General features: G+C 72.3%; 20 protein-coding genes. 14 read left to right on the forward strand and 6 right to left on the reverse strand.

Features of this window, described 5'->3' with window-relative positions; genetic code table 11:
* Nucleotides 1-24: 24 nt before the first annotated feature.
* Nucleotides 25-621: an NADAR family protein gene (locus ACIQ1J_RS32345; protein ID WP_403562467.1), complete on the reverse strand. Its 597-nt coding sequence runs from the start codon at nt 619-621 to the stop codon at nt 25-27.
* Nucleotides 622-823: 202 nt separating this feature from the next.
* Between ACIQ1J_RS32345 and ACIQ1J_RS32350 the strand changes: the two genes are divergently transcribed.
* From ACIQ1J_RS32350 to ACIQ1J_RS32385, 8 genes are all read left to right on the forward strand, one after another.
* A complete protein-coding gene (locus tag ACIQ1J_RS32350) occupies nt 824-2359 on the forward strand; it encodes a gamma-aminobutyraldehyde dehydrogenase (protein WP_403562469.1) in 1536 nt (511 codons plus the stop codon).
* A gap of 54 nt (nt 2360-2413) precedes the next feature.
* Nucleotides 2414-3661, forward strand: coding sequence for a spermidine/putrescine ABC transporter substrate-binding protein (locus tag ACIQ1J_RS32355; protein WP_403562471.1), 1248 nt, complete (start codon nt 2414-2416; stop codon nt 3659-3661).
* Nucleotides 3662-3666: 5 nt separating this feature from the next.
* On the forward strand, nt 3667-4842 hold the full coding sequence (locus ACIQ1J_RS32360; RefSeq protein ID WP_403562529.1) for an ABC transporter ATP-binding protein: 1176 nt from the start codon (nt 3667-3669) through the stop codon (nt 4840-4842).
* Nucleotides 4842-5771, forward strand: coding sequence for an ABC transporter permease (locus ACIQ1J_RS32365; protein WP_210960369.1), 930 nt, complete (start codon nt 4842-4844; stop codon nt 5769-5771). The genes ACIQ1J_RS32360 and ACIQ1J_RS32365 overlap by 1 nt, the downstream gene beginning before the upstream one ends.
* Entirely contained in the window at nt 5772-6572 is an 801-nt protein-coding gene (locus tag ACIQ1J_RS32370; RefSeq protein ID WP_403562473.1) for an ABC transporter permease, read from the forward strand.
* Between the two features lie 40 nt (nt 6573-6612).
* A complete protein-coding gene (locus tag ACIQ1J_RS32375; protein ID WP_403562475.1) occupies nt 6613-8040 on the forward strand; it encodes an NAD(P)/FAD-dependent oxidoreductase in 1428 nt (475 codons plus the stop codon).
* Nucleotides 8041-8172: 132 nt separating this feature from the next.
* Complete coding sequence (locus ACIQ1J_RS32380) at nt 8173-8649, forward strand: hypothetical protein (protein WP_403562477.1); 477 nt, start codon at nt 8173-8175, stop codon at nt 8647-8649.
* An 87-nt stretch (nt 8650-8736) separates the two neighbouring features.
* Nucleotides 8737-10551 carry a chitinase gene (locus ACIQ1J_RS32385; protein ID WP_403562479.1) on the forward strand — a complete coding sequence of 605 codons (1815 nt, stop codon included), beginning with the start codon at nt 8737-8739 and terminating at the stop codon, nt 10549-10551.
* Here the strand turns inward: ACIQ1J_RS32385 and ACIQ1J_RS32390 are convergent.
* The gene (locus ACIQ1J_RS32390) at nt 10490-11182 is read right to left on the reverse strand and encodes a phosphatase PAP2 family protein (RefSeq protein WP_403562481.1); all 693 of its coding nucleotides are present in this window, start codon (nt 11180-11182) and stop codon (nt 10490-10492) included. The genes ACIQ1J_RS32385 and ACIQ1J_RS32390 overlap by 62 nt on opposite strands.
* A 471-nt stretch (nt 11183-11653) precedes the next feature.
* Nucleotides 11654-12988, reverse strand: a complete 1335-nt coding sequence (gene gabT / locus ACIQ1J_RS32395; RefSeq protein WP_403562483.1) for a 4-aminobutyrate--2-oxoglutarate transaminase — start codon at nt 12986-12988, stop codon at nt 11654-11656.
* 266 nt (nt 12989-13254) lie between these two features.
* Between gabT and ACIQ1J_RS32400 the strand changes: the two genes are divergently transcribed.
* The 4 genes from ACIQ1J_RS32400 (at nt 13255) to ACIQ1J_RS32415 (ending at nt 19733) form a co-directional block, all read left to right on the forward strand.
* Nucleotides 13255-15669 (forward strand): ATP/GTP-binding protein, encoded by a 2415-nt coding sequence (locus tag ACIQ1J_RS32400; RefSeq protein ID WP_403562485.1) that lies wholly within the window; start codon nt 13255-13257, stop codon nt 15667-15669.
* Between the two features lie 184 nt (nt 15670-15853).
* Nucleotides 15854-17539, forward strand: coding sequence for a PucR family transcriptional regulator (locus tag ACIQ1J_RS32405; RefSeq protein WP_403562487.1), 1686 nt, complete (start codon nt 15854-15856; stop codon nt 17537-17539).
* 348 nt (nt 17540-17887) lie between these two features.
* A complete protein-coding gene (locus tag ACIQ1J_RS32410; protein ID WP_403562489.1) occupies nt 17888-19333 on the forward strand; it encodes an aldehyde dehydrogenase family protein in 1446 nt (481 codons plus the stop codon).
* Between the two features lie 187 nt (nt 19334-19520).
* Nucleotides 19521-19733, forward strand: a complete 213-nt coding sequence (locus ACIQ1J_RS32415; RefSeq protein WP_403562491.1) for a hypothetical protein — start codon at nt 19521-19523, stop codon at nt 19731-19733.
* Here the strand turns inward: ACIQ1J_RS32415 and ACIQ1J_RS32420 are convergent.
* Both ACIQ1J_RS32420 and ACIQ1J_RS32425 read right to left on the reverse strand, forming a co-directional pair.
* Nucleotides 19730-20920: a glycosyltransferase family 4 protein gene (locus ACIQ1J_RS32420; RefSeq protein WP_403562493.1), complete on the reverse strand. Its 1191-nt coding sequence runs from the start codon at nt 20918-20920 to the stop codon at nt 19730-19732. The two genes, ACIQ1J_RS32415 and ACIQ1J_RS32420, sit on opposite strands and share 4 nt — an antisense overlap.
* On the reverse strand, nt 20917-22044 hold the full coding sequence (locus ACIQ1J_RS32425; protein ID WP_403562495.1) for a hypothetical protein: 1128 nt from the start codon (nt 22042-22044) through the stop codon (nt 20917-20919). Before ACIQ1J_RS32425 ends, ACIQ1J_RS32420 begins: the two co-directional genes overlap by 4 nt.
* A gap of 142 nt (nt 22045-22186) precedes the next feature.
* Between ACIQ1J_RS32425 and ACIQ1J_RS32430 the strand changes: the two genes are divergently transcribed.
* Together ACIQ1J_RS32430 and ACIQ1J_RS32435 are read left to right on the forward strand one after the other, a co-directional pair.
* Complete coding sequence (locus tag ACIQ1J_RS32430) at nt 22187-23239, forward strand: sensor histidine kinase (protein ID WP_403562497.1); 1053 nt, start codon at nt 22187-22189, stop codon at nt 23237-23239.
* Between the two features lie 5 nt (nt 23240-23244).
* Nucleotides 23245-23946, forward strand: coding sequence for a response regulator transcription factor (locus ACIQ1J_RS32435; RefSeq protein ID WP_210963942.1), 702 nt, complete (start codon nt 23245-23247; stop codon nt 23944-23946).
* A 49-nt stretch (nt 23947-23995) separates the two neighbouring features.
* Here the strand turns inward: ACIQ1J_RS32435 and ACIQ1J_RS32440 are convergent.
* On the reverse strand, nt 23996-24348 hold a 353-nt coding region (locus ACIQ1J_RS32440), incomplete at its 5' end, for a carbohydrate-binding protein (protein WP_403562500.1).

Raw genomic sequence — 24348 nt, forward strand, 5'->3', positions numbered from 1 at the left:
ACGCGGCTGCCCGGCCCGCCGGCGTCAGCCGCGGCCGCGCAGCCGCTCGCGCGCCGTCATCAGCGCGAACCCCAGCAGGTTCGGCCCCCGCCACCGCTCCGGGTCCGTCGCCGCCTCGTCGTCCGCGGTCAGGCCGATGCCCCACACCCGGTCCACGGGGCTCGCCTCCACCAGCACCCTCTCGCCCGTGTTCAACAAGAACGCGCGCAGCGTCGGGTCCGAGGCGAACTTGTGGACGCTGCCCTCGACGACGATCCGGAACCGCTCGCGCTCCCACACCGTCTCGTCGAAGCCGCGCACCAGCCGCCCCGCCTTCTTCGCCCCGGCGGGGTGATCAGCCGCGAGTACCTGGCGCTCGGCCTCCGCGTCGCCGAAGAGCCGGGCCTTGCCCGCCATCATCCAGTGCTCCGCGGTCGCGTACTCCACCCCGGCCACGGCGAACGGCGACGGCCACCACTGGCTCAGACAGCCCGGCCCGATCCGGCCGTCCGGGAGCGGCCGGTGCCCCCAGAAGCAGAGGTACTTGATCCGCGCGCCCGCCCGGACCCGCCCGATCAGCGATTCCCTGCTGTCGATGATCCCCACCGCCCCGGAATCCCGCGCCCCCGTGGTCTTCTCCATGCACGCGAGTCTGGCACGCGCCACTGACACTCCGTCCGGCCTTTTCCGTGGCGACTCGACACCTGGTCGACAGATTCCGTCGCGTAACCAAATGGCAACAACGGAATCCCTTGTTGGAGGCCTAGTGCTCTGTCAGGATCGGCACTCACATCGAGCCTGAGCCACGCCGGCCCCCATCACGGGGAGACCGAGGAGAGCCGACATGCACAACCCGGGCAACGCCACCCCGGACCGATTCCCGGCCCAGGACCGCTTCGCGGACGGGGCCCAGTACATCGCGGGCCGCCTGACGAGGGGCACCTCCGGACGTACGCACACGGTCGTCGACCCGGCGACCGGCGAGGACGTCCTCACCTACGAACTCGCCGGTACCGGCGACGTCGACGCGGCCGTCGCCGCCGCCCGGGAGGCGTTCCCCGGCTGGGCCGGCGCCACCCCCGGCGAGCGCTCCGACGCCCTGCACCGGTTCGCCGCCGTGCTCGCCGACCGCGCCGAGGACTTCGCCCGCGCCGAGTCCCTGCAGTGCGGGAAGCCACTGAAGCTGACCCGCGAGTTCGACGTGCCGGGCACGGTCGACAACGCGGCCTTCTTCGCCGGTGCCGCCCGCCTTCTCCAGGGCCAGTCGGCGGGGGAGTACTCCGGCGACCACACCTCGTACGTGCGCCGCGAGCCGATCGGCGTCGTCGGGTCCGTCGCGCCTTGGAACTACCCCCTCCAGATGGCCGCCTGGAAGATCCTCCCGGCGATCGCCGCGGGCAACACCATCGTGCTGAAGCCCGCCGAGATCACCCCGCTGACCTCCCTGATGTTCGCCCAGGCCGCCACCGAGGCCGGCATCCCGGACGGCGTCGTCAACATCGTCACCGGCACCGGGAGGGAGGCGGGTGAGCACCTCGTCGGCCACCCGGACGTCGCCATGACCTCCTTCACCGGCTCCACCGCCGTCGGCAAGCGCGTCGCCGAGGTCGCCACGGCCACCGTCAAGCGCCTGCACCTGGAGCTGGGCGGCAAGGCGCCCTTCCTCGTCTTCGACGACGCCGACCTCGACGCCGCCGTCAACGGCGCGGTCGCGGGAGCGCTCATCAACACCGGCCAGGACTGCACGGCCGCCACGCGCGCGTACGTGCAGCGGCCCCTGTACGAGGCGTTCGTCGAGAAGACCGCCGCCCTCATGGACACCGTCCGGGTCGGCGACCCCTTCGCCCCGGGCACCGACCTCGGGCCGCTGGTCAGTCACGTCCAGCGGGATCGCGTCGCCGGCTTCGTCGACCGGGCACGCTCCTACGCGCGCGTGGTGACCGGCGGTGAGGCACCGCAGGGCGACCTGAAGGACGGCGCCTACTACCGGCCCACCCTCATCGCCGACGCCACCCAGGACAGCGAGGCCGTCCAGTCCGAGATCTTCGGGCCGGTCCTGGTCGTCCTGCCCTTCGACACCGACGACGAGGGCATCCGGCTGGCCAACGACACGCCGTACGGACTCGCCGCCTCCGCATGGAGCCGGGACGTGTACCGGACGAACCGCGCCACCCGCGAGATCAAGGCGGGCTGCGTGTGGATCAACGACCACATCCCGATCATCAGCGAGATGCCGCACGGCGGATACAAGGCGTCCGGCTTCGGCAAGGACATGTCCGCCTACTCCTTCGAGGAGTACACGCAGGTCAAGCACGTCATGTTCGACAACACCGCGGTGGCGGCCAAGGACTGGCACCGCACCGTCTTCGGGGACCGATAGCCACACGAAAGGCCGCCGACCACGGCCGACCCACCCGAAAGGGCATCCACGCGCATGAGGCAGTACGAGCCCGACCGCCTGTCCCCGGCCCAAGTGGCCGCCATGCGGCGCAGTTTCACCAGCGGCAGGGCCGCCCTCACCCGCCGCTCACTGCTGCGCGCCTCCGCGGGCGGCGCGCTCGCGGTCGGCGGACTCGGGACGCTGAGCGCCTGCGGCATCCCGGCGGCCGGCAAGACCGAGGGCGGTGTCTCCGCCGAGGACCGGTCGAAGGAGGAGAAGGAGGTCTCCTTCTCCAACTGGACCGAGTACATGGACGTCGACGACAGCGGCAACCGGCACCCGACACTGGACGCGTTCACCAAGCGGACCGGCGTCAAGGTCAAGTACACCGAGGACATCAACGACAACAGCGAGTTCTTCGGCAAGATCCAGCCGCAGCTCGCCGCGGGCCAGGAGACCGGACGCGACGTCATCGTCCTCACCGACTGGCTGGCCGCCCGGCTGATCCGCCTCGGCTGGGTCCAGAAACTGGACCCGGCCAACCTGCCGCACGCCTTCGCCAATCTGTCGCCCCAGTTCCGCGACGTCGACTGGGACCCGGGTCGCGCCTACTCCTACCCCTGGCAGGGCATCTCGACCGTCATCGCGTACAACAAGAAGGCCCTGGACGGCATCGAGGTCAAGACGGTCTCCGACCTGCTCGACAACCCGAAGCTCAAGGGACGCGTCGGCTTCCTCACCGAGATGCGCGACACCGTGGGCATGGTGCTGCTGGACATGGGCAAGGACCCGGGCCGATTCTCCGACGACGACTACGACGCGGCGATCGCCCGCCTCCAGAAGGGCGTCGACCGCGGCCAGATACGCCGCTTCACCGGCAACGACTACACCGCCGACATCACCAAGGGCGACTTCGCGGCCTGTCTGGCCTGGGCCGGGGACGTCGTCCAGCTCAAGGCGGACAACCCGGACGTCGACTTCGTCATCCCGGACAGCGGATACATCACGTCGAGCGACAACATGCTGGTCCCCAACAAGGCGCGGCACAAGACGAACGCCGAACGGCTCATGGACTACTACTACGAGCCGGGCCCGGCCGCGCAGCTCGCCGCCTACATCAACTACGTCTGTCCCGTCGAGGGCGTGAAGGCGGAACTCGCGAAGATCGACGAGGACGCGGCGAACAACCCGCTGATCATTCCTGACAAGGCCATGCAGGCCCGGTCCCGTGCCTTCCGCTCACTGAGCCCGAAGGAAGAGACGGCCTACGAAGAAAAGTTCGCGAAGCTCACTGGGGCGTGACGACGATGAATACGACGAAGGCTCAGCCAGACGCGACGGAGCACAGCGGCGACGTCCGCCTCTCCGGGATCAGCAAGACCTACGGTGCCTTCACCGCCGTGCACCCGCTCGACCTGACCGTGCCCCAGGGTTCCTTCTTCGCCCTGCTCGGCGCCTCCGGCTGCGGCAAGACCACCACCCTGCGCATGATCGCCGGACTGGAGGAGCCCAGCGGGGGCACCGTCCACCTCGGCGACCAGGACGTGACCGCCCTGCCGCCGTACAAGCGGCCCGTGAACACGGTCTTCCAGTCGTACGCCCTCTTCCCGCACCTCGACATCTTCGAGAACGTCGCCTTCGGCCTGCGCCGGCGCGGCATCAAGAGCGTGCAGAAGCAGGTCGGGGAGATGCTCGACCTCGTCCAGCTCGGCGAGCAGGCACGCAAGAAGCCGCACCAGCTCTCCGGCGGCCAGCAGCAGCGCGTCGCGGTCGCCCGCGCCCTGATCAACCACCCCAAGGTGCTGCTCCTCGACGAACCGCTCGGCGCCCTCGACCTCAAGCTGCGCCGCCAGATGCAGCTGGAGCTCAAGCGCATCCAGACCGAGGTCGGCATCACCTTCGTACACGTCACGCACGACCAGGAGGAGGCCATGACCATGGCCGACCAGGTCGCCGTGATGAACGCCGGCCGGGTCGAGCAACTGGGCGCCCCCGCCGACCTGTACGAGAACCCGCAGACCACTTTCGTCGCCAACTTCCTCGGCACGTCCAACCTCATCGAGGCCGAGGTCGACACCCGCGGCGGCGGCAGTGACGACGTAGCGGTGAAGGCGGCCGGCGACAAGCTGGTCCTGCCCGGCGCCCGCTGTTCCGCGCCGGCCCTGGCGGGCGGCAGGATCCTGGTCGGCGTACGCCCGGAGAAGATCAGCCTCACCCACGCGGACGACGCCGGCTCCATCCCCGAGGGCCGCAACCGCATCACCGGCAAGATCAGCAGCACCAGCTTCATCGGCGTCTCCACGCAGTACGTGGTCGACTGCGCGGCCTGCCCCGAGTTCGAGGTGTACGCGCAGAACATCGACCGCGACGCCCGCCTCGCGCCCGGCGCCGACGTCGTCCTGCACTGGAACCCGGCGCACACCTTCGGTCTGGGCGCCGACCAGGACATCGACGCCGGCGTGGCCGAGGGCGAGGCCGCCTGATGTCCACCCTCACCGAGGCGCCACCGCCGCTGTCCCCGGCCGCACCGGAGAAGAAGCCGCCGCGCAGGCGGGGGCGCTGGACGCCGTACTGGCTGCTGCTGCCCGGCATCCTGTGGCTGGTCGTCTTCTTCGCGGCGCCGATGATCTACCAGGCCTCCACGTCCGTGCAGACGGGCTCCCTGGAGGAGGGCTACAAGGTCACCTGGCACTTCGCCACCTACTGGGACGCGCTGTCCGAGTACTGGCCGCAGTTCCTGCGCTCGGTCGCCTACGCCGCCTCCGCGACCGTGCTGTGCCTGGTGCTCGGCTATCCGCTCGCCTACCTGATCGCCTTCCGCGCGGGCCGCTGGCGCAACCTGATCATGATTTTGGTGATCGCGCCCTTCTTCACCAGCTTCCTGATCCGCACCCTGGCCTGGAAGACGATCCTCGCGGACGGCGGGCCGGTCGTCGGCGCCCTGAACACGCTGCACGTCCTGGACGTCACCAGCTGGCTCGGATGGACGGCCGGCGACCGCGTGCTGGCCACACCGCTCGCGGTGGTCTGCGGTCTGACGTACAACTTCCTGCCTTTCATGATCCTGCCGCTGTACACCTCGCTGGAGCGCATCGACGGACGGCTGCACGAGGCGGCGGGGGACCTGTACGCGAGGCCCTCCACGGTCTTCCGGAAGGTCACCTTCCCGCTGTCGATGCCGGGCGTCGTCTCCGGGACGCTACTCACCTTCATCCCGGCGACCGGCGACTACGTCAACGCGTCCCTGCTGGGATCCGCCGACACCGGCATGATCGGCAATGTGATCCAGTCCCAGTTCCTGCGGGTGCTGGACTATCCGACGGCGGCGGCGCTCTCCTTCATCCTGATGGCCGCGATTCTCGCCATGGTCACCATCTACATTCGCAAGTCCGGGACGGAGGATCTCGTTTAAATGACCTTCGTCAACTGGTTCAAGCGCAATCTGGTCGTGCTCGCCGGACTGCTGACGCTCGCTTATCTCCTGCTGCCCAACGTCATCGTCACGGTGTTCTCGTTCAACAAACCGAACGGGCGCTTCAATTACGAATGGCAGCAGTTCTCCACGGACGCCTGGAAGGACCCGTGCGGTGTCGCCGGACTGTGCGGCTCCCTGTCGCTCAGCCTCCAGATCGCCTTCTGGGCAACGCTCGGCGCCACCGCTCTCGGCACGGCGATCGCCTTCGCGCTGGTCCGCTACCGCTTCCGGGCACGCGGCGCGATCAACTCGCTGATCTTCCTGCCGATGGCGATGCCCGAGGTCGTGATGGCCGCCTCGCTGCTCACCCTGTTCCTCAACATGGGCGCTCAGCTGGGCTTCTGGACGATCCTGATCGCCCACATCATGTTCTGCCTCAGCTTCGTCGTGACGGCCGTCAAGGCGCGCGTGATGTCGATGGACCCGAGGCTGGAGCAGGCGGCGCAGGACCTGTACGCCGGTCCCTTCCAGACCTTCGTCCGGGTCACGCTCCCCATCGCCGCCCCCGGCATCGCCGCCGGCGCGCTGCTCGCCTTCGCGCTCTCCTTCGACGATTTCATCATCACGAATTTCAACGCGGGTTCCACCGTCACGTTCCCCATGTTCGTCTGGGGATCGGCCCAGCGCGGAACGCCCGTTCAGATCAACGTCGTCGGTACGGCCATGTTCGTCATCGCCGTACTGTTCGTTCTGGCCTCCATGGTCATCGGCAACCGCCGAAATCGCCGCAAGGCGTAAACGCACCAGTGCATTAGTGCCTCAGTAGGGAGTTGAAATCATGGCCCCGAGCGCCATGAGCCGCAGCAACGACTGGACGAAATCCCTTTCCGACGCCCAGCCGGTCGCGTACTGGCTGGACGACCCCGGCCGCCCCCGCCCGCAGCCCGCCCTGACCGGCGCCGACACCTGCGACCTGCTGGTCGTCGGCGGCGGCTACAGCGGACTGTGGACCGCCCTGATCGCCAAGGAGCGCGACCCGGGGCGGGACGTGGTGCTGCTGGAGGGCCGCGAGGTGGGCTGGGCCGCCTCCGGCCGCAACGGCGGGTTCTGCGCCGCCTCCCTCACCCACGGCCTGTCCAACGGCCTCACCCGCTGGCCGGACGAGATCCACCGGCTGGAGGAGCTGGGCGCCCGCAACCTCGACGAGATCGAGGCGGCGGTCGCCCGCCACTCCCTCGACTGCGACTTCGAGCGCACCGGCGAGATCGACGTGGCGACCGAGGAGTACCAGGCCGGGGAGCTCAAGGACTGGTACGAGGAGATCCGCGCCAAGGGCCTCGCGGACGGCGTCGAGTACCTGGACGCCGAGGCCGTACGGGAACAGGTCGACTCCCCGACCTTCCGCGCGGGCCTGTTCGACCGCCGGGGCGTGGCCATGGTCAACCCCGCCAAGCTCGCCTGGGGCCTCAAGCGGGCCTGCCTCGGCCTCGGCGTCCGCGTCTACGAGAACACCCCGGCGCTCACCCTGAAGCCGTACGGCGCCGGCATGGCCGTACGCACCCCGTACGGCGGCGTCCGCGCCCGCACGGTCGCGCTCGGCACCAACATCTTCCCGAACCTGGTCAAGCGGGTGCGCTCGTACACCGTCCCGGTCTACGACTACGCCCTGATGACCGAACCGCTCACCGGCGCGCGGCTCGCGTCGATCGGCTGGCGGAACCGGCAGGGCCTCGGGGACAGCGCCAACCAGTTCCACTACTTCCGGCTCTCCGCCGACAACCGGATCCTGTGGGGCGGCTACGACGCGATCTACCCGTACGGCGGCCGGGTGCGCGCCGAGTACGACGACCGCCCGGAGACCTACGCCAAGCTCGCCGGGCACTTCTTCACCTGCTTCCCGCAGCTGGAGGGCGTCCGCTTCACGCACGCCTGGGGCGGCGCGATCGACACCTGCTCCCGCTTCTCGGCGTTCTTCGGCACCGCGCACCAGGGCAAGGTGGCGTACGCGGCCGGGTACACCGGCCTCGGCGTGGGCGCCACCCGGTTCGGCGCCGAGGTGATGCTCGACCTGCTGTCGGGCGAGCGCACCGAGCGCACCGAACTGGAGATGGTGCGCAGGAAGCCGCTGCCGTTCCCGCCCGAGCCCTTCGCCTGGACCGGCATCGCGCTCACCAAATGGTCGCTGGCCCGCGCGGACGCGCACGGCGGCCGGCGCAACCTGTGGCTGCGGACCATGGACAAGCTGGGGCTCGGCTTCGACAGCTGAGCCGCGTACCGGACGTGGGTGTGTGACGCGGATCACCCCAACGAGGCGCCGCGACCCGCGTAATGCCTGCCGGAAGACCTCCCTCTCCCTCGTGACGCATCCCGCGTCCACGAGGAAGAGGGAGGTCTTCACATGCCTGGTGCGAAGACGGCGGTCGCGTGGCTGGCATCCGCCGCACCGGATCCCGAGTCCTGCCGGCGGGAGTGGGAGCGCAACCCACTGGGAGTCGCGCTGCTGCCCGCCGGCAAGGCCTGGGACGTGCTCATCCTGCCGGGCAGGCTCGGCCGTCCGACCCTCGACGTCCTCTCCCGCGTCCTGGACCAACCCGGCCCGGTGCTCGCCGGCGTCGGCGACGCGCGCACGGGCTTCCTCGTGCCGGCCGGCACGGCGTCCCGCTGGCTGGGTACCGGGGTCCGCACTGCGGGACTCGGTACCTGGATCGTGGTGCCGTACCCGGGAGGCCCGGCGTACCCGGCACGCCGGTCGTCCGGCGGAGTCCGCTGGCTGATCCCGCCGGACGGGACCGGCACCCTCACCGATCCGTCGCTCCTCGAACTGGCCATGCACGAGGCGGCGGCGATCCTGGCGGTGGAGGACGGCGGCGGGTGAGGTGCGCGAAGGGTTGACAACGGAATTGGTCTGGACCAAGTTGGGCGCGCTCCACCCTCCTCATCTCCCCCATGTCCGGAGGCACTTGTGGAACGCTCCAGACCGCTCGCCCGTCGGCCCCTCCTCGCACTGCTCACCGCCGCCGCGCTCGCCGCGTCCGGCATGACCGCGCTCTCGTCGGCCGCCCGTGCGGCCGACGCGGACCTCGCCCGCAACGGCGGCTTCGAGTCCGCCCTGGACGGCTGGACCTGCACGGCGGGCACGACCGTGACCTCGCCCGTCCACAGCGGAACCGCGGCCCTGAAGGCCACCCCGGCCGGCGCCGACAACGCCCGCTGCGCACAGACGGTGTCCGTCAAACCCGACTCCCAGTACACCCTGTCCGGCCACGTCCGCGGCACCTACGTCTACCTCGGCGCGAGCGGCACCGGCACCACCGACGTCTCCACCTGGGCCCAGTCCGCCCCCGACTGGCGGCAGCTCACCACCACCTTCCGCACCGGCCCGTCCACCACCAGGGTCACGATCTACACCCACGGCTGGTACGGCACCGGCGCCTACCACGCCGACGACATCTCGCTGACCGGCCCGGGCGGGGAGACGGGCCGGCCCCCGTCGGCCCCCGGCGGTCTGACGTCCGGCTCCGTCACCTCCTCCAGCGTCGCCCTGTCCTGGGCACCCGTCCCGGGCGCCACGAGCTACGCCGTCTACCGCGACGGCGCCAAGGTCCGCACGGTCACCGGCACCTCCACCACCCTCACCGGCCTGACCCCCTCGACGGCGTACGCCTTCCAGGTCGCCGCGGTCAACGACGCGGGTGAGTCTCCGCGGTCGGCCACGGTCACGGCGACCACCACGGAGGGCTCGGCCGGCGGCGGGGGCTCCGACCTCCCGGCCCACGCCCTGGTCGGCTACCTCCACGCCAGTTTCGCCAACGGCTCCGGCTACACGCGGATGGCCGACGTACCCGACAGCTGGGACGTCATCGACCTGGCCTTCGGCGAGCCGACCTCGGTCACCTCCGGCGACATCCGCTTCGAGCGCTGTCCCGTCGCCGAGTGCCCGAACGTGGAGAGCGATGCCGAGTTCAAGGCGGCGATCAAGGCCAAGCAGGCGGCCGGCAAGAAGGTGCTGATCTCCATCGGCGGCCAGAACGGCCAGGTGCGGCTCACCACGACCGCCGCCCGCGACAAGTTCGTCTCGTCCGTCTCCGCGATCATCGACGAGTACGGTCTCGACGGCCTCGACATCGACTTCGAGGGCCACTCGCTGTCCCTGAACGCCGACGACACGGACTTCAAGAACCCGAAGACCCCGGTCATCGTCAACCTCATCTCGGCCCTGAAGACCCTGAAGGCGAAATACGGCGACGACTTCGTGCTGACCATGGCCCCGGAGACCTTCTTCGTCCAACTCGGCTACCAGTACTACGGCACCGGCAAGTGGGGCGGCCAGGACCCGAGGGCGGGGGCGTACCTGCCCGTGATCCACGCCCTGCGCGAAGACCTGACCCTGCTGCACGTCCAGGACTACAACTCGGGCCCGATCATGGGCCTGGACAACCAGTACCACTCCATGGGCGGCGCCGACTTCCACATCGCCATGACGGACATGCTGCTCACCGGATTCCCCGTCGCGGGCGACGCGGCCAACGTCTTCCCGCCCCTGCGCCCGGACCAGGTCGCCATCGGCATGCCGGCCTCCACCAACGCCGGCAACGGCCACGTCTCCCCGGCCGAGGTCACCAAGGCCCTGAACTGCCTGACCAGGAAGACCGACTGCGGCTCCTACGCGACCCACGGCACCTGGCCGGCCCTGCGCGGCCTGATGACGTGGTCGATCAACTGGGACCGTTACTCGAACTGGGAGTTCCAGAGGAACTTCGACGCGTACTTCGGGTGACCGGCGGCGCGGTGCGGCCGGCCACCAGCGCGACCGCGGCCAGCAGCACCGCGCCCAGGCACCAACTCGCCACCACGTCCAGCGGCCAGTGATAGCCCCGGCGCACCAGCCCGTAGGAGGCACCGAGGACGAGGACCGCGCAGAGCGCGACGAGCACGCGGCGGACGGCCGGCGAGCGCAGCGGCCCGAGGAGCAGCAGGGTCGCCGCGCCGTACGCGACGACCGCGGTGGCGGTGTGGCCGGAGGGGTAGTAGCCCACGGCCGGCGGCACCGCCGGGGTGCCGGGGCGGTCGGTCCACGCCTTCAGCGGGGCGACCAGCGCCGGCACCAGGACCAGCGCCAGCGCCCCGGCGAGAGGCGGCAGCCACCAGCGGTCCACACCTTCGGCGCGGCCCTGCCACGCGACGTACGCCAGCGCGGCGGCGAGGACGGGTACGGCCACCTGCACGTTGCCGAGGTCGGCCAGCAGCTCGGAGAGCCGGTCCGGGTGGACGAGCGCCCTGCTCAGCCGCTCGTCCACCCCGATCAGCGGGCCGTCGGCGAGGACCTGCCAGGTGATCAGGGCGAAGAGGAGGAGCAGGACGGGCAATCCGATGACGACGGGGAGCGCGCGAGAAGGCGAGGCGGGCATGACGCCCAGCTTCTCAGGCCCGTCGACGTGCGCGCGAACACCGAAGGGCCGGCACAAGGGGGGGAGTGTGCCGGCCCTTCGGTGAACCACCGTCCCGGGTGCCGAGGCGGTCGTCCTGACCGGAACGCCGCGCGCCCCGGGGGGTATGGGGCGGGCGACCGTCCGATCGGTGAGGAGACCCGGAACCCTCGGGTTCCGGTTGTGTGCGCGAGGCACGACCAGGTCGAAGCTGGGGAGGCCTCGGCCTGAGATCCCGCCCACAGTCCCCTGTGGGCGGGGTGTATCTCTCATCTGCGTAGAACCTACGACAGGGGGTGGGCTCACGACAGGGGCATCGGCGTCCTGCCATCCACCCCGCACACGTTCTTCACACGCTCTGCGGTTCGCCGCGCCAGGCGTGCGAAACGTGGCTCAGATGCGCGTTCGGGCGCCCGCGCACGTGCTCGCCCGGGCGCCCCCTCACGCGCTCGTTCAGAGGCGGGCGAAGCCCTGCTCGATGATGTCGAGGCCCTCGTTCAGCAGGTCCTCGCCGATCACCAGCGGCGGCAGGAAGCGCAGCACGTTGCCGTAGGTGCCACAGGTCAGGACCAGCAGGCCCTCGGCGTGGCAGGCCTTGGCGAGCGCGGCGGTCGCCTCCGGGTTCGGCTCCTTGGTGTCGCGGTCCTTCACCAGCTCGACGGCGATCATCGCGCCGCGGCCCCGGACGTCGCCGATGAGGTCGAACTTCTCGGCCATGGCGGTGAGGCGGGACTTCATGACCGCCTCGATGTTCTTGGCCTTGGCGTTGAGGTCCAGCTCCCGCATCGTCTCGATGGCCCCGAGGGCCCCCGCGCAGGCCACCGGGTTGCCGCCGTAGGTGCCGCCGAGGCCGCCGGAGTGCGCGGCGTCCATGATCTCGGCGCGGCCGGTGACGGCGGCGAGCGGCAGGCCGCCCGCGATGCCCTTGGCCGTGGTGATCAGGTCCGGGACGATGCCCTCGTCCTCGCAGGCGAACCACTGGCCGGTGCGGCAGAAGCCGGACTGGATCTCGTCGGCGACGAAGACGATGCCGTTGTCCTCGGCGAACCGGCTGATGGCGGGCAGGAAGCCCTTGGCCGGCTCGATGAAACCGCCCTCGCCGAGCACCGGCTCGATGATGATCGCGGCCACGTTCTCCGCGCCGACCTGCTTGGTGATCTGGTCGATGGCCTGGGCGGCGGCCTCCGGGCCGGCGTTCTCGGCGCCGGTCGGCCAGCGGTAGCCGTAGGCGACCGGGACGCGGTACACCTCGGGCGCGAACGGACCGAAGCCGTGCTTGTACGGCATGTTCTTCGCGGTCAGCGCCATCGTCAGATTGGTCCGGCCGTGGTAGCCGTGGTCGAAGACGACGACCGCCTGCCGCTTGGTGTACGCACGGGCGATCTTGACGGCGTTCTCGACGGCCTCGGCGCCGCTGTTGAACAGGGCCGACTTCTTGGCGTGGTCGCCCGGCGTCAGCTCGGCCAGCGCCTCGGCGACGGCGACGTAGCCCTCGTACGGCGTGACCATGAAGCACGTGTGGGTGAAGTCGGCGAGCTGCGCGGACGCCTTGCGTACGACGGCCTCGGCGGAGGCGCCGACGGAGGTCACGGCGATGCCGGAACCGAAGTCGATCAGGCGGTTGCCGTCGACGTCCTCGATGATGCCGCCACTCGCGCGCGCGGTGAAGACGGGCAGGACGGAGCCCACACCCTGCGCGACCACGGCCGTGCGGCGGGCCTGCAGCTCCTGCGACTTCGGGCCGGGGATGGCGGTGACGACGCGGCGCTCCTGCGGAAGTGCGGTCATGGGGGCTCCTGGGTCTTGCGCGATCTGTGGGATCTTACGGACGCTTGCCTTCTTTTCTCGCAGGCTAGGACCGGGAGAGGGGGGCTGGCATGCTCCATGTGGGCGTTGTCGGCGGTGTCGGTTGTCCGCGATGGACAGGTGGCGGACGTGGTGGCATACGGACACGTCGATACGGGCCCGGCCGCGTAAGCGGTGAACTCCCCTTGGAAGGGCGTTAGATTGACTCGCTGATGGTGGACGGAGCGGCTGGTCAGGGGGCAAGGGCGATGGACAGCGACGGGAACCGGGACGCGCGGGGTACGCATGCGAATCCGGTGCCGCGTCCGGCGGGGCCTCCCGAGGTGCCGTCGGTACCACCGCGGCCGGTGCGGGAGCCGGGGGTGCCGCCTGTGCCCGACCAGGCTCCCCGGGCCTCGTCCGCAGTCGCCGCCTGGCTCGACGCCGCGCGGCCGGTCGCCCGGCCCGGCATCTGGCGCCACGGCTACCACCGGCCGAAGGAGATCAAGGAGAAGCTGGCGCCGGTCAACGTCGCCGGCCTGCTGATCCCGCTCGTCCTGGCGATCGGCGTCTGGTCCTTCTGGCAGCAGCGGGTCGTCCCCTTCCAGTTCGTCCTGCTGCGGATGTTCACACCGGACGACTGGTGGTGGGGCGGGACGGTGGCTGCGCCCAAGCAGGTCGAGGGGCGGACCGTGGCGCTCCCGGGAGCGGACGCCTTGCTCTTCTACGACGGCCTCTTCTTCGTCGCCCTCGTCGCCGCCGTGGCCGTGCTCGGCAGCTGGCCCGCCATCGTGCGCCACTACGTGGGCCGCCTGCGCCAGCCAGTGCGCGCTCTGGTCGCCGCCCTCCTTGCCCTGCTGGTCCTCAGCCTCGTCTTCCCCGACGCCTTCCCGGGGGCCGACTGGTCCGCGGTGCCGGTCGTCGACCCGCTGCTCTCGCTGACCGTGCTGGTCACGGACGGGTACGACCTGATGGCCTCCGCCGTGTTCACGAACTTCCTGTACACGGTCGTCACGCTGCTCGTGGTGTGGCCGTTCGCCCGCCTCGGCGCCTGGGTCCCGTACGCGCGGGGCCTGCTCGACGCGCGCCGCGGGACCACCGTGCCCGACGCACCCGCCCCCGACCGTCCCCGCTCCCAGTGGCCCGCGCTCCGCGACGCCGGACAGCACGAGGCCGCGGATCTGCTCACCGGCGAGGTCGCCGGCGGCCGGATGAACGACGTCGACTGCACCCGCGTCGAGCACGCGTTCAACGTCGCCCGCGACGGCGCCGCCTTGGCCGCCTTCCGTGACACCGTCCTGCGCCGGGGCGGGGCCGCCTGGACGCACCCCTCCGGGGCCCGCGACCTGCCCCGCCGGGCCGCCCGGCACGACCTGCTCGCCGGGCAGGTGCGGATCGGCCGCTGGGTGGCGGCCGAACGCGCCCCGGCGCCGTACCACGACGCCGGGGCGGCCCTCGGCCCGGACGTGCTCGGCACGTCGCTGCTCGCCGTCGGCCCCTCCGGGTCCGGCAAGACCCGCACCCTCGTCGAGCCGGTGACGGAGGCGCTCGCCCTCCAAGCCCTCACCGGCAGCTGCGCCGTCGTGGCCGTCTCCGCCCCCGGCAGCCCCCTGGGGGCGGACGACGCCTTCGACGTCGTCGTGCGCATCGGGGACCCGTCCTCGGTGTACGACCTAGACCCGTACGCCGAGTCCGACGACCCGGACGAGGCGGCCGCGATCCTCGCCGAGGCGCTGGTGGGCGACCTGGAGGCAGGCACGCAGGGCGCTGCCACGGTGCTGGCCCAGCTCCTGGGCCCCTTCCGGGCGGTGCACGGGCGCTTCCCCTCCCTGCCGGAGCTGCGCGCGCTGCTGGAGGGTGAAGACGCGGCGCTGATCCAGCTCGGGGAGGCGCTCGGCGCAAGCGGCGACGACCTCATGCGCCGCGAGTTCGAGACGCGCGTTCGGCAGACGGGCACCCCGGGCGACGCGGGCCGGGCACTGGCCGACCGGCTGGCGGTGCTGAACCGGCCGGTCTTTGCCGGCTTCTTCGACGGTGGTGGCCCCGGCCGGGCGTTCTCCCTGCGCGCGGTTGCCCAACACCCCCTGCGGGTTCGGGTCGACCTGCCCGAGTGCGGCCACGAGGAGGCCGGCCAGGTCATCACCCGGCTTGTCCTCGCCCAGTTTCACGCCGTCGTCCGCAAGGGCGGGCGGGCGCACTCCGCCTACCTCGTCCTGGACGACGCGACCAGCGCCGTCACTATGGAGTCGGTGCGCCGCATCCAGCGTCTGCGGTCGCAGAACGCGGGCGTGCTGCTCACCCTGCGCAGCATCGGCGAGGTGCCCGAGGCGCTGCACGGCCCGCTCTACGGGGCGGTCGGCTGCCGCATGGCCTTCTGCGGTATCTCCACCTGGGACGGCAGCCGGTTCGCCCAGACGTGGGGCACCGAGTGGGTGGAGACGACGGAGGTCGCCAAGCACACGGTCTTCGCCGACCAGCCGATGACCCGCGCTTTCCACGCGTTGCGCAAGCTCGTGACGGGCAAGGCAGTGACGACGGACGCGGTGACCGTGCGGCAGGTCGAACGCGAGCGCTGGTCGGCATCCGAGCTGGCACACGCCGTGCCCGCCGGGCACGCGGTGCTGTCGCTGACCACGGTCAAGGGCGAGCACGCGCCGCCGCTCCTGGTGGACCTGGGCGGGTGACCCGTCCGGGGCGGGTGCCCGGGGACCGTACAGTGAGGCAGAATCGACACGGGTCGTTCATACGCGGCGGCCAAAAGATCAGCCAAAAGATGTCAGGTGTCTCACAGACCGGACACCTGACACCGCGCACCGCGGACACCCGACACCTCGCACCACTGACGCAGATCCGAAGGCCCAGGCCACTATGCCCCCCACGCTCGCCTCCCTCGTCCACCACTCCGCGCTCAAGCTGACCGTGCGCGCGGGCGAGGACCGCCTCGACGTGCCGGTGCGCTGGGCACACGTCAGCGAGCTCGCCGACCCCGTGCCGTACATGGAGGGCGGGGAGCTGCTGCTGTTCACGGCGCTCAAGTTGGACGCCGCCGACCCCGAGGCGATGCACCGGTACGTGAAGCGGCTCGCGGGCGCCGGGGTGGTGGGGCTCGGGTTCGCCGTCGGCGTCAACTACGACGACATCCCCGAGGCACTGGTCGAAGCGGCCCGGCAGGAGGGGCTGCCGCTGCTGGAGGTGCCGCGCCGCACCCCCTTCCTCGCCATCAGCAAGGCGGTGTCCGCCGCGATCGCCGCCGACCAGTACCGCGCGGTCACCGCGGGGTTCGCCGCCCAGCGCGAGCTGACCAAGCGGGCCCTGACCGACGGCCCGGAGGGGCTGCTGGCCGCGCTGGCCGCCCAGGTCGACGGCTGGGCGGCGCTGTACGACGCCTCCGGTGCCGTCGTCGCCGCCGCACCGGAGTGGGCGGGCCGCAGGGCCGCGCGGCTCACGGCGGACGTGGAGCGGCTGCGCGAGCGCCCCGCACCGGCCTCCTCCGTCGTCGGCGGAGCCGGGCACCCGGAACACCCCGAGAACGCCGACCGCGTCGAACTGCACTCCCTCGGCACCTCCCGCAGGCCCCGCTCCGCGCTCGCCGTGGGCACCGCCGCCGCCCCCGGCACCGCCGAGCGGTACGCCGTCCACTCGGCCATCGCCCTGCTGACGCTCACCACGGAACGCTCGCGCTCCCTGCACGAGGCGGGGCTGCGCATCGACGCCGCCGTACTGCGCATGCTGCTGGCCGGCGAACCGGACCACGCGCGCACGGTCGCCGGGGGCCTGTACGGCGGCCTGCTGGACGCGCCCTTCCGGATGATCGTCGCCGAGTCGGCGTCGGCGTCCGCCGCGCGGGCGCACAACGGGCCGCACGTGCGCGTGCCCGCCGCCAAGACCAGGCCCTCCGCCGCCGCGCTGGCCGCCGCCTGCACCGACGGCGACCCGCTCGGCGCGCTCGCCGAGGTCGTCGAGTCCGCGGCGGCCAGGTCCGGTGAGGCGGTGCTGGCCGTTCCCGATGGCGAGCGGCTCGTGGTGCTGGCCACGGACGGGGGCGCGGCGGTCGCCGCCTGCGTCGAGTACGCCTCGGCGCTGGAGTCCGGCCGCCCGGCACCGGAGCCGACGGCGGGCGGCGACGAGGAGGGCCTGGTCATCGGCCTCTCGGCGCCCTCCGGGCCCATCGCCGCGTCCGCCGCCTACAAGCAGGCCGAGCAGGCCCTGTCGGTGGCCCGACGGCGTGGACGCGTCTGCGTGGAGCACGAGCACCTGGCGGCCGGGTCGGTCCTTCCCCTCCTCGCCGACGACGCGGTACGCGCCTTCGCCGACGGCCTGCTGCGAGCCCTGCGCGACCACGACGCCACCGGCCGGGGCGACCTGGTGGCCTCCCTGCGGGCCTGGCTCTCCCGCCACGGCCAGTGGGACGCGGCGGCGGCCGAACTCGGCGTCCACCGCCACACGCTCCGCTACCGGATGCGGCGGGTGGAGGAGATCCTGGGCCGCTCCCTGGACGACCCGGACGTACGGATGGAGCTGTGGCTGGCCCTGAAGGCGACGTCGGCCGAGTAGCCCGTCCGGCGTGTGAGGACGAGGCCGCCAAGGCCGATGGCGGGGGTTTGAGCGGGGGTCCCGGGCGCGCGCAGGCCCCAGCGACGGCAAGGGGCGGCGGGGGCGAAAACCCTCCACCCCCTGCCCCGGCCACCCGCCCCGGCCACCCGCCCCGGCCACCCGCCCCAGCCACGCCCCCAGGTCCTCGCACATGGCGCCCCCAGGCCCTCGCACATGGCCACAACGTCGAAGCCCCCGCCCCCACCACTACGACTCGGACAAACGCCCCTCCCCGCACCCCGCCCTACCGTGGACCCGCAACCCCCGTACACACCACCACCCCCAACGCGGAAGGGCCGGGACTCCACAATGACTTCCACCCACGCCTTCTGGCTCGCCGGCCGCCAGGCCACCGGCGAGGCCACCTTCGACGTCACGTCCCCCTGGGACGGCAGCCGGGTCGGTACGGTGAGCCTGCCGACCGACGCCCAGGTCGAGGAGGCCGTGGCCGCCGCGTACGCCGTACGGGACGAGTTCGCCGCCACCCCCGCCCACACCCGCGCCGCCGCCCTGGACCACGTCAGCCGGCGCCTGGTGGAGCGCACCGAGGAGATCGCCCGCCTGATCTCCGCCGAGAACGGCAAGCCGATCAAGTGGGCCCGCGGTGAGGTCGGCCGCGCGGTGTCCGTCTTCCGCTTCGCCGCCGAGGAGGCCCGCCGCTTCAACGGCGGCGAGGCCCAGCGCCTCGACACCGACGCGGGCGGCCAGGGCCGCCTCGCCCTCACCCGCCGCTTCCCCAAGGGCGTCGTCCTCGGCATCGCGCCGTTCAACTTCCCCCTCAACCTGTGCGCCCACAAGATCGCCCCCGCGATCGCGGCCGGCGCGCCGATCATCCTGAAGCCGGCGCCCGCCACCCCCCTCTCCGGCCTGATCCTCGGCGACCTGCTCGCCGAGACCGAGCTGCCCGCCGGCTCCTGGAGCATCCTCCCGGTGCCCAACGACAAGATGCCCGCCCTCGTCCAGGACGAGCGGCTGCCGGTCATCTCCTTCACCGGCTCCGAGACGGTCGGCTACGCGATCATGGATTCGGTCCCGCGCAAGCACTGCACCCTGGAGCTGGGCGGCAACGGCGCGGCCGTCGTCCTCGGCGACTGGGCGAGCGACGAGGACCTGGACTGGGCCGCGACCCGCATCGCGACCTTCTCCAACTACCAGGGCGGCCAGTCCTGCATCTCCGTGCAGCGCGTGATCGCCGACGCCGCCGTCCACGACCGCCTGCTGCCGCGCGTCGTAGCCGCCGTCGAGGCCCAGGTCACCGGCGACCCGAACGACGACGCCACGGACGTCGGCCCGCTGGTCAGCGAGGCCGCCGCCGAGCGCGTCGAGGCGTGGGTCCAGGAGGCCGTCGAGGCCGGCGCCACCCTCCACACCGGCGGTAAGCGCGACGGCGCCTCCTACGCCCCGACCGTCCTCACCGACCTCCCGGCCGACACCACCCTCGCCTGCGAGGAGGTCTTCGGCCCCGTCCTCAGCGTGCAGAAGGTGAACGGCGAGGCGGAGGCGTTCGCCGCCGTCAACGACTCCAAGTACGGCCTCCAGGCAGGGGTGTTCACCCACGACCTCCAGACCGCCTTCCGCGCCCACCGCGCCCTCGAGGTCGGCGGCGTCGTCGTCGGCGACGTCCCCTCCTACCGTGCCGACCAGATGCCGTACGGCGGCGCCAAGCAGTCCGGCGTCGGCCGCGAGGGCGTCAGGTTCGCGATGGACGACTACACCTACGAGCGGGTGCTGGTCCTGACGGGGCTCGCGCTCTGACCGGAGCCACACGTAGAAGGCCGACGGCCCGAACCCACTGTGCGGGGGTTCGGGCCGTCGGCGCGTGCCGGCGCGCCGACCGCCGTCGCCACCAGCATGACTACTCCGGGCCGGACCGGATCCGCGCCGCCCTCGCCGCGGCCGGGTTCTCCGGCGTGGCCGTCGACCGGATCGAGGCGTACGGGGCATGGGGCGCGGAGCCGTCGACGCGGCGGAGTTCCCGCTGAACACCGGGCCCGGGCCGGCAATTCCTGAGCCAGGTCGGCACACCCGGGGGCAGGCCCGCGCCCGCCACGCGCTCACCGGCCATCTGCGCCGCCACGAGGCGGCCGACGGCACGGTCCGACTGCGCGGCACGTCCTGGCTGGTCACGGCGGACCGCCCGACAGCCACCGCCTAGGAGCCCGGGGCAATCCCGGCCGGCCCGGAGAGCAGGTCGCGCAGCGTCGCGAAGGACTGGTCCCAGGTCCATTCCGTACGCACCCAGTGCCGTCCCTTCGCGCCCATCTCACGGGCGAGTCCGGGGTTGCGCAGGAGCCTGATCAGACGGTCCGCCGTCGCGGCCACCGAGCTGCCGTCGACGACATGCCCCGTCTCGCCGTCGCGCACGGCGTCCGGGGCGCCGCCCGAGTCGCCCGCCACGACCGGAAGCCCGGACGCGGCGGCCTCCAGGTAGACGATGCCCAGGCCCTCGACCTCCAGGCCGCGCCTGCGCGTACGGCAGGGCATCGCGAACACGTCGGCTGCGGCGTAGAACGGTGGGAGCGCGTCGTGGGGGTGGCCACCGGCGAGGACGACCGAGTCCAGTACCCCCTCGGCCAGGGCCAGTTGACGGAGCGCGGGCGCGTACGGGCCGCCGCCGACCAGGAGCAGGACGGCGTCGGGGACCGCCCTGCGCACCCACGGCAGCGCCTTGATCAGGGTGTCCTGCCCTTTGCGCGGGACCAGCCTGGCAGCGCAAAGGATCACCGGGCGGTGGCCCAGGCCGTACCTGGCTCTGACCGGGCCGCCGTCCAGGGCCGGCCGGAAGGCCGTGGTGTCCACGCCGGGGGCCAGGCGAGCGGTCCGGGTACCGGGCGCGAGGGCCGCCTCGATGGGGCCCCTGGTGCTCGCGCCCAGCCAGGTCAGCGTGTCCACCTCCGCGCCGACGCGGCGCAGCAGGCCCCGGGCGCCGGGGGTGCGGGCCCACCACACCTCGTGGCCGTGGGTGGTGGCGACGGCGGTACGGACACCCGCCGTACGCCGGAGCCGGCCCGCCATCAGACCGAGGGGCGCCGCCGCGCCGAACCACACCCGTTCGCAGCCGTACCGGCGGGCCACGGACGCGGCGTGTGCGGTGGCGCGGGGCGTGGGCAAGAGGGTACGGGCCCGGTGGCGGATCACCGGGTACGGGAAGGAGCCGCCGGCCTCCGCCGAGGCCGCCGGTGCCTCCGGCGGTGCGGGTGCTGTCGGTGCCGAGGTGAACACGACCACCTCGTCGGGCGGGAAACGGTCGGCCAGTTCCCGGACGAAGGTCTCGATGCCGCCCTGCCTGGGCGGGAAGTCGTTCGTGACGATCAGGGTGCGGGCAGGGGGCTGGCTCGTCATGCGACGACCGCCTTCCGCGCGGAGAGGAGGACAGCGGTGCCACGGGCCGCCGACCGGTGGGCCAGGGCGCCCAGCACCAGGGGATAGACCAGGTAGCCGAAGCGCGTCGCCGGCATCAGGGCCGTCGCCAGGCCCAGGCCGAGCGCGAGTCGCCCGGCCGCCGCCCGTACCGTCCACGGGGGGCGCACCGCCAGCGAGAGGGCGATCAGCAGCGCGCCCACCGAGAGGAGCGCGACGGCGATCACCGCGCCGCCGGGGACGTGCACTGCCAGCAGATGTCCGGGCAGCGGACTCGCGGCGGGGGAGGCGGTGGCGGTCAGGCCGAGCGGGAAGGCGACGACGTTCCGGTAGAAGCCGGCGGGGTCGGCGAGGACGAAGGGCAGGACCGCCGCCGTCGCGGTGGACAGGCCCACGGCCGCGCACCGCAGCGCGGACCGGCCACCTCGGCGTACGGCGATCAGGGCGAGGGCCACGGGAAGCGCGGGCCAGGCGGTCCACTTGAGGGCGGCGGCGGCTCCGAGCGCCAGACCTGCCCGGCCCGGACGCCCCTGCCCGGCGAGTGAGACGCCGAGACACATCAGGCCGGCCACCGGCAGGTCGACCCCGCCCACCGCGAGGGGCAGCGCGATCAGTGGGCAGGCGAGCAGCCAGGAGCGGTGCAGTCCGGCAGCGGCGAGGGAGGCGACGAACGCGCCGCCCAGCCACCAGCGGGCATCCCCGGGCAGCACGCCGAAGAGCGCCGTCCCCGGCAGGTAGGGATTGAAGTCGGCCACGGTCGCGGGGTGCGTGACGTACGGCCTGCCGGTCGTGAGCAGCAGCAGCCCCGACCGTTCGACGACGGCGACCTCCAACTGCCCGAGCCCCGCCGCCACCAGGCCGACGAGCGGCAGCACGACGGCCCCCAGCACGGCTGCCGACCGGGCAGCGCGGAGCGGGACGGAGCCGGCCGTCAGGATCGCCGCGACCGCGTACCCCGCGCCCGCCACCCACCCCCACACCCGGTGCGGCCCGAGGCCGGACACCATCGCGAACCCCGGCGCGACGACCGCGCACCCGGCCCACGCGTACCGTTCGACGCGCCTGGCGCCGTACTTCGGGGCATGCTCCCCAAGGCTCTTCCTCATGTCCGTCGACGTTAGGAATCCGCGGGCCGGACGGCGTCAACCGAGGCTCCGCACCTGGGACTCAACCCGTGGTACGACATCCGCGCGCGGAGTCGACCCGCGCGGTGACGCGCGCCTTCGCCCCGGCCGGGATCATGGGCTCATGAGTACGTCGCTTCAGCGGCGGTTCCGCGCCTGGATCGCCGCACCCGCCTACCCCTGGGCCACCGGCGGTGTCCTGACCGCCGGAGCGGTCACCGAGCTGATCGTCATTCCCGGGTCCGTGACGACCACGGTCGGGGTGCTCGTGTCCGCCGCCTCGCTGATGTGGCGGCGGACCTTCCCGCCCGTCGCGATGCTCACCGTCGCGGCGGGCCTCCTCGGGTTCGCCGGGGACGTCAACCTGTACCTCTCGATCATGGCGAGCGGTCTGGTCGGCTGCTACTCGCTCGGCCGGCACCGGATACTGCACCCCGCCGTGACCGTCGCCGGCGGCGCGCTCGGCGCCCTGTGCGTGAACCTGGTGCACATCAACACCTGGTCGCGGATGGAACTTCCGGTGCCCGCGCTCTGGGAGAAGGGCTCGCTCAGCCTGTTCGCCGAGTCGTTCCTGCTGACCGTGGTCATCTTCGGGGCCGTGATGATGGGCGACGCGGTCCGCTCCCGCGAGGAGACCCGCACCGAAAGGCACCAGGCCCAGGCCCAGTTGATCGCGATGGAGCGGCAGCAGGCCGCAGAGGCCGAGCGGGCCGCCATCGCCCGCGAGCTGCACGACATCGTCTCGCACTCGGTGTCGATGATCGCCGTCCAGGCCGAGAGCGCCACCTACACCACACCCGGACTCACTCCCCAAGGCCGTGAGGGCTTCCAGCAGATCGCTACCACGGCCCGCTCCTCGATGGCGCTGCCCGCCGCGTGGGAGCTGTCCGCCTACCGGATCACCCAGGAGGCGCTCACCAACGCACGCAAGCACGCGCCCGGCGCCCGTACGGTGGTGGAGGTCGACTACGGCTCCGACCGGCTGCTCACGCTGCGCATCCGCGACGACGGACCCGCGCCGGACGCCCGTCCGGACCCCGGCACGGGGCCCGGCACGGGCCACGGTCTGACCGGGATGCGCGAGCGGGCCGCGCTGGTCGGCGGCCGGCTCAGCGCGGGCGCGGCACCGGACGGCGGGTTCCTGGTGGAGGCGGAACTCCCCTGGGGGACCGGGTGACACCCATGGCGCGGGAGAAGGAGACACACGTGATCAGGGCACTGGTCGCCGACGACCAGGCGGTCGTACGCACCGGCTTCGTGAACCTGCTGGGCACCCAGGAGGACATCGAGGTCGTCGGCGAGGCCGAGGACGGTGCACAGGCCGTGCGGATCGCCGGTGAGACCCGGCCCGACCTCGCACTCCTCGACATCAGGATGCCGCACATGAACGGTATCGAGGCGGCCCGCGAGATCCTGGCCGCGTCCGGCGGCGCGACGAAGGTCCTGATGCTGACGACCTTCGGGCTCGACGAGTACGTGTACGACGCGCTCGCGGCCGGGGCGGGCGGCTTCCTGCTCAAGGACGCCACGTTTCCCGAACTGCTGCACGCGGTCCGGGTGGTGGCGGACGGCAACGCCCTGCTCTCGCCCGAGATCACCAAGCGGCTGATCGCCGAGTTCGTCCACGCGCGCGCGTCACGGCTGCCCGTCCACTCGGCGGACGACCTCACGGCCCGGGAGACGGAGGTGCTGATCCTGATCGCGCGGGGCCTGTCCAACGCGGAGATCGCGGGCCGCCTCACCATCACCGATCACACGGTGAAGACCCACATCAACCGGCTGTTCGCCAAGCTGGAACTGCGCGACCGGGCCCAGGCCGTGATCGCCGCCTACGAGCTGGGCCTGGTCCGGGCGGGTGGTGAGTCGGGGGCCCGGCGCCGGTAGACACGCGCCGGTGCCGGGCCCCTTCCCCGTGCCGGCTTCCTCCGGACCCTCAACCGGAGAAGCCGACGTGCGCGAGCCGCAGAGAGCCGCGCAGTCCGATGCGGAGATCGTGAACACCCTCGGCCGTCAGCGCGGCGCCGAGTTCCACGTAGTCGTACGGTCCCGGTGTGGGCGCGTCCGGTGACAGCACCGCCAGTACCGGGCCGCCGTCGAGGGCGATCTCCACGGTGCCCTCACTTCCCGCCACCGTCACCGTCACCCCGGTGACCCCCGGGCCGAAGTCGCAGTCCCGGTAGAGCAGTTCACCCGCGCTGCCCGCGCTGCCCGCGCTGCCCGCGCTGCCCGCGCTGCCCGCGCTGCCCGCGCTGCCCGCGCTGCCCGCGCTGCCCGCGCTGCCCGCCA

It is taken from the genome of Streptomyces sp. NPDC097107, assembly GCF_044762405.1.
Taxonomy (GTDB): Bacteria; Actinomycetota; Actinomycetes; order Streptomycetales; family Streptomycetaceae; genus Streptomyces; species Streptomyces thinghirensis.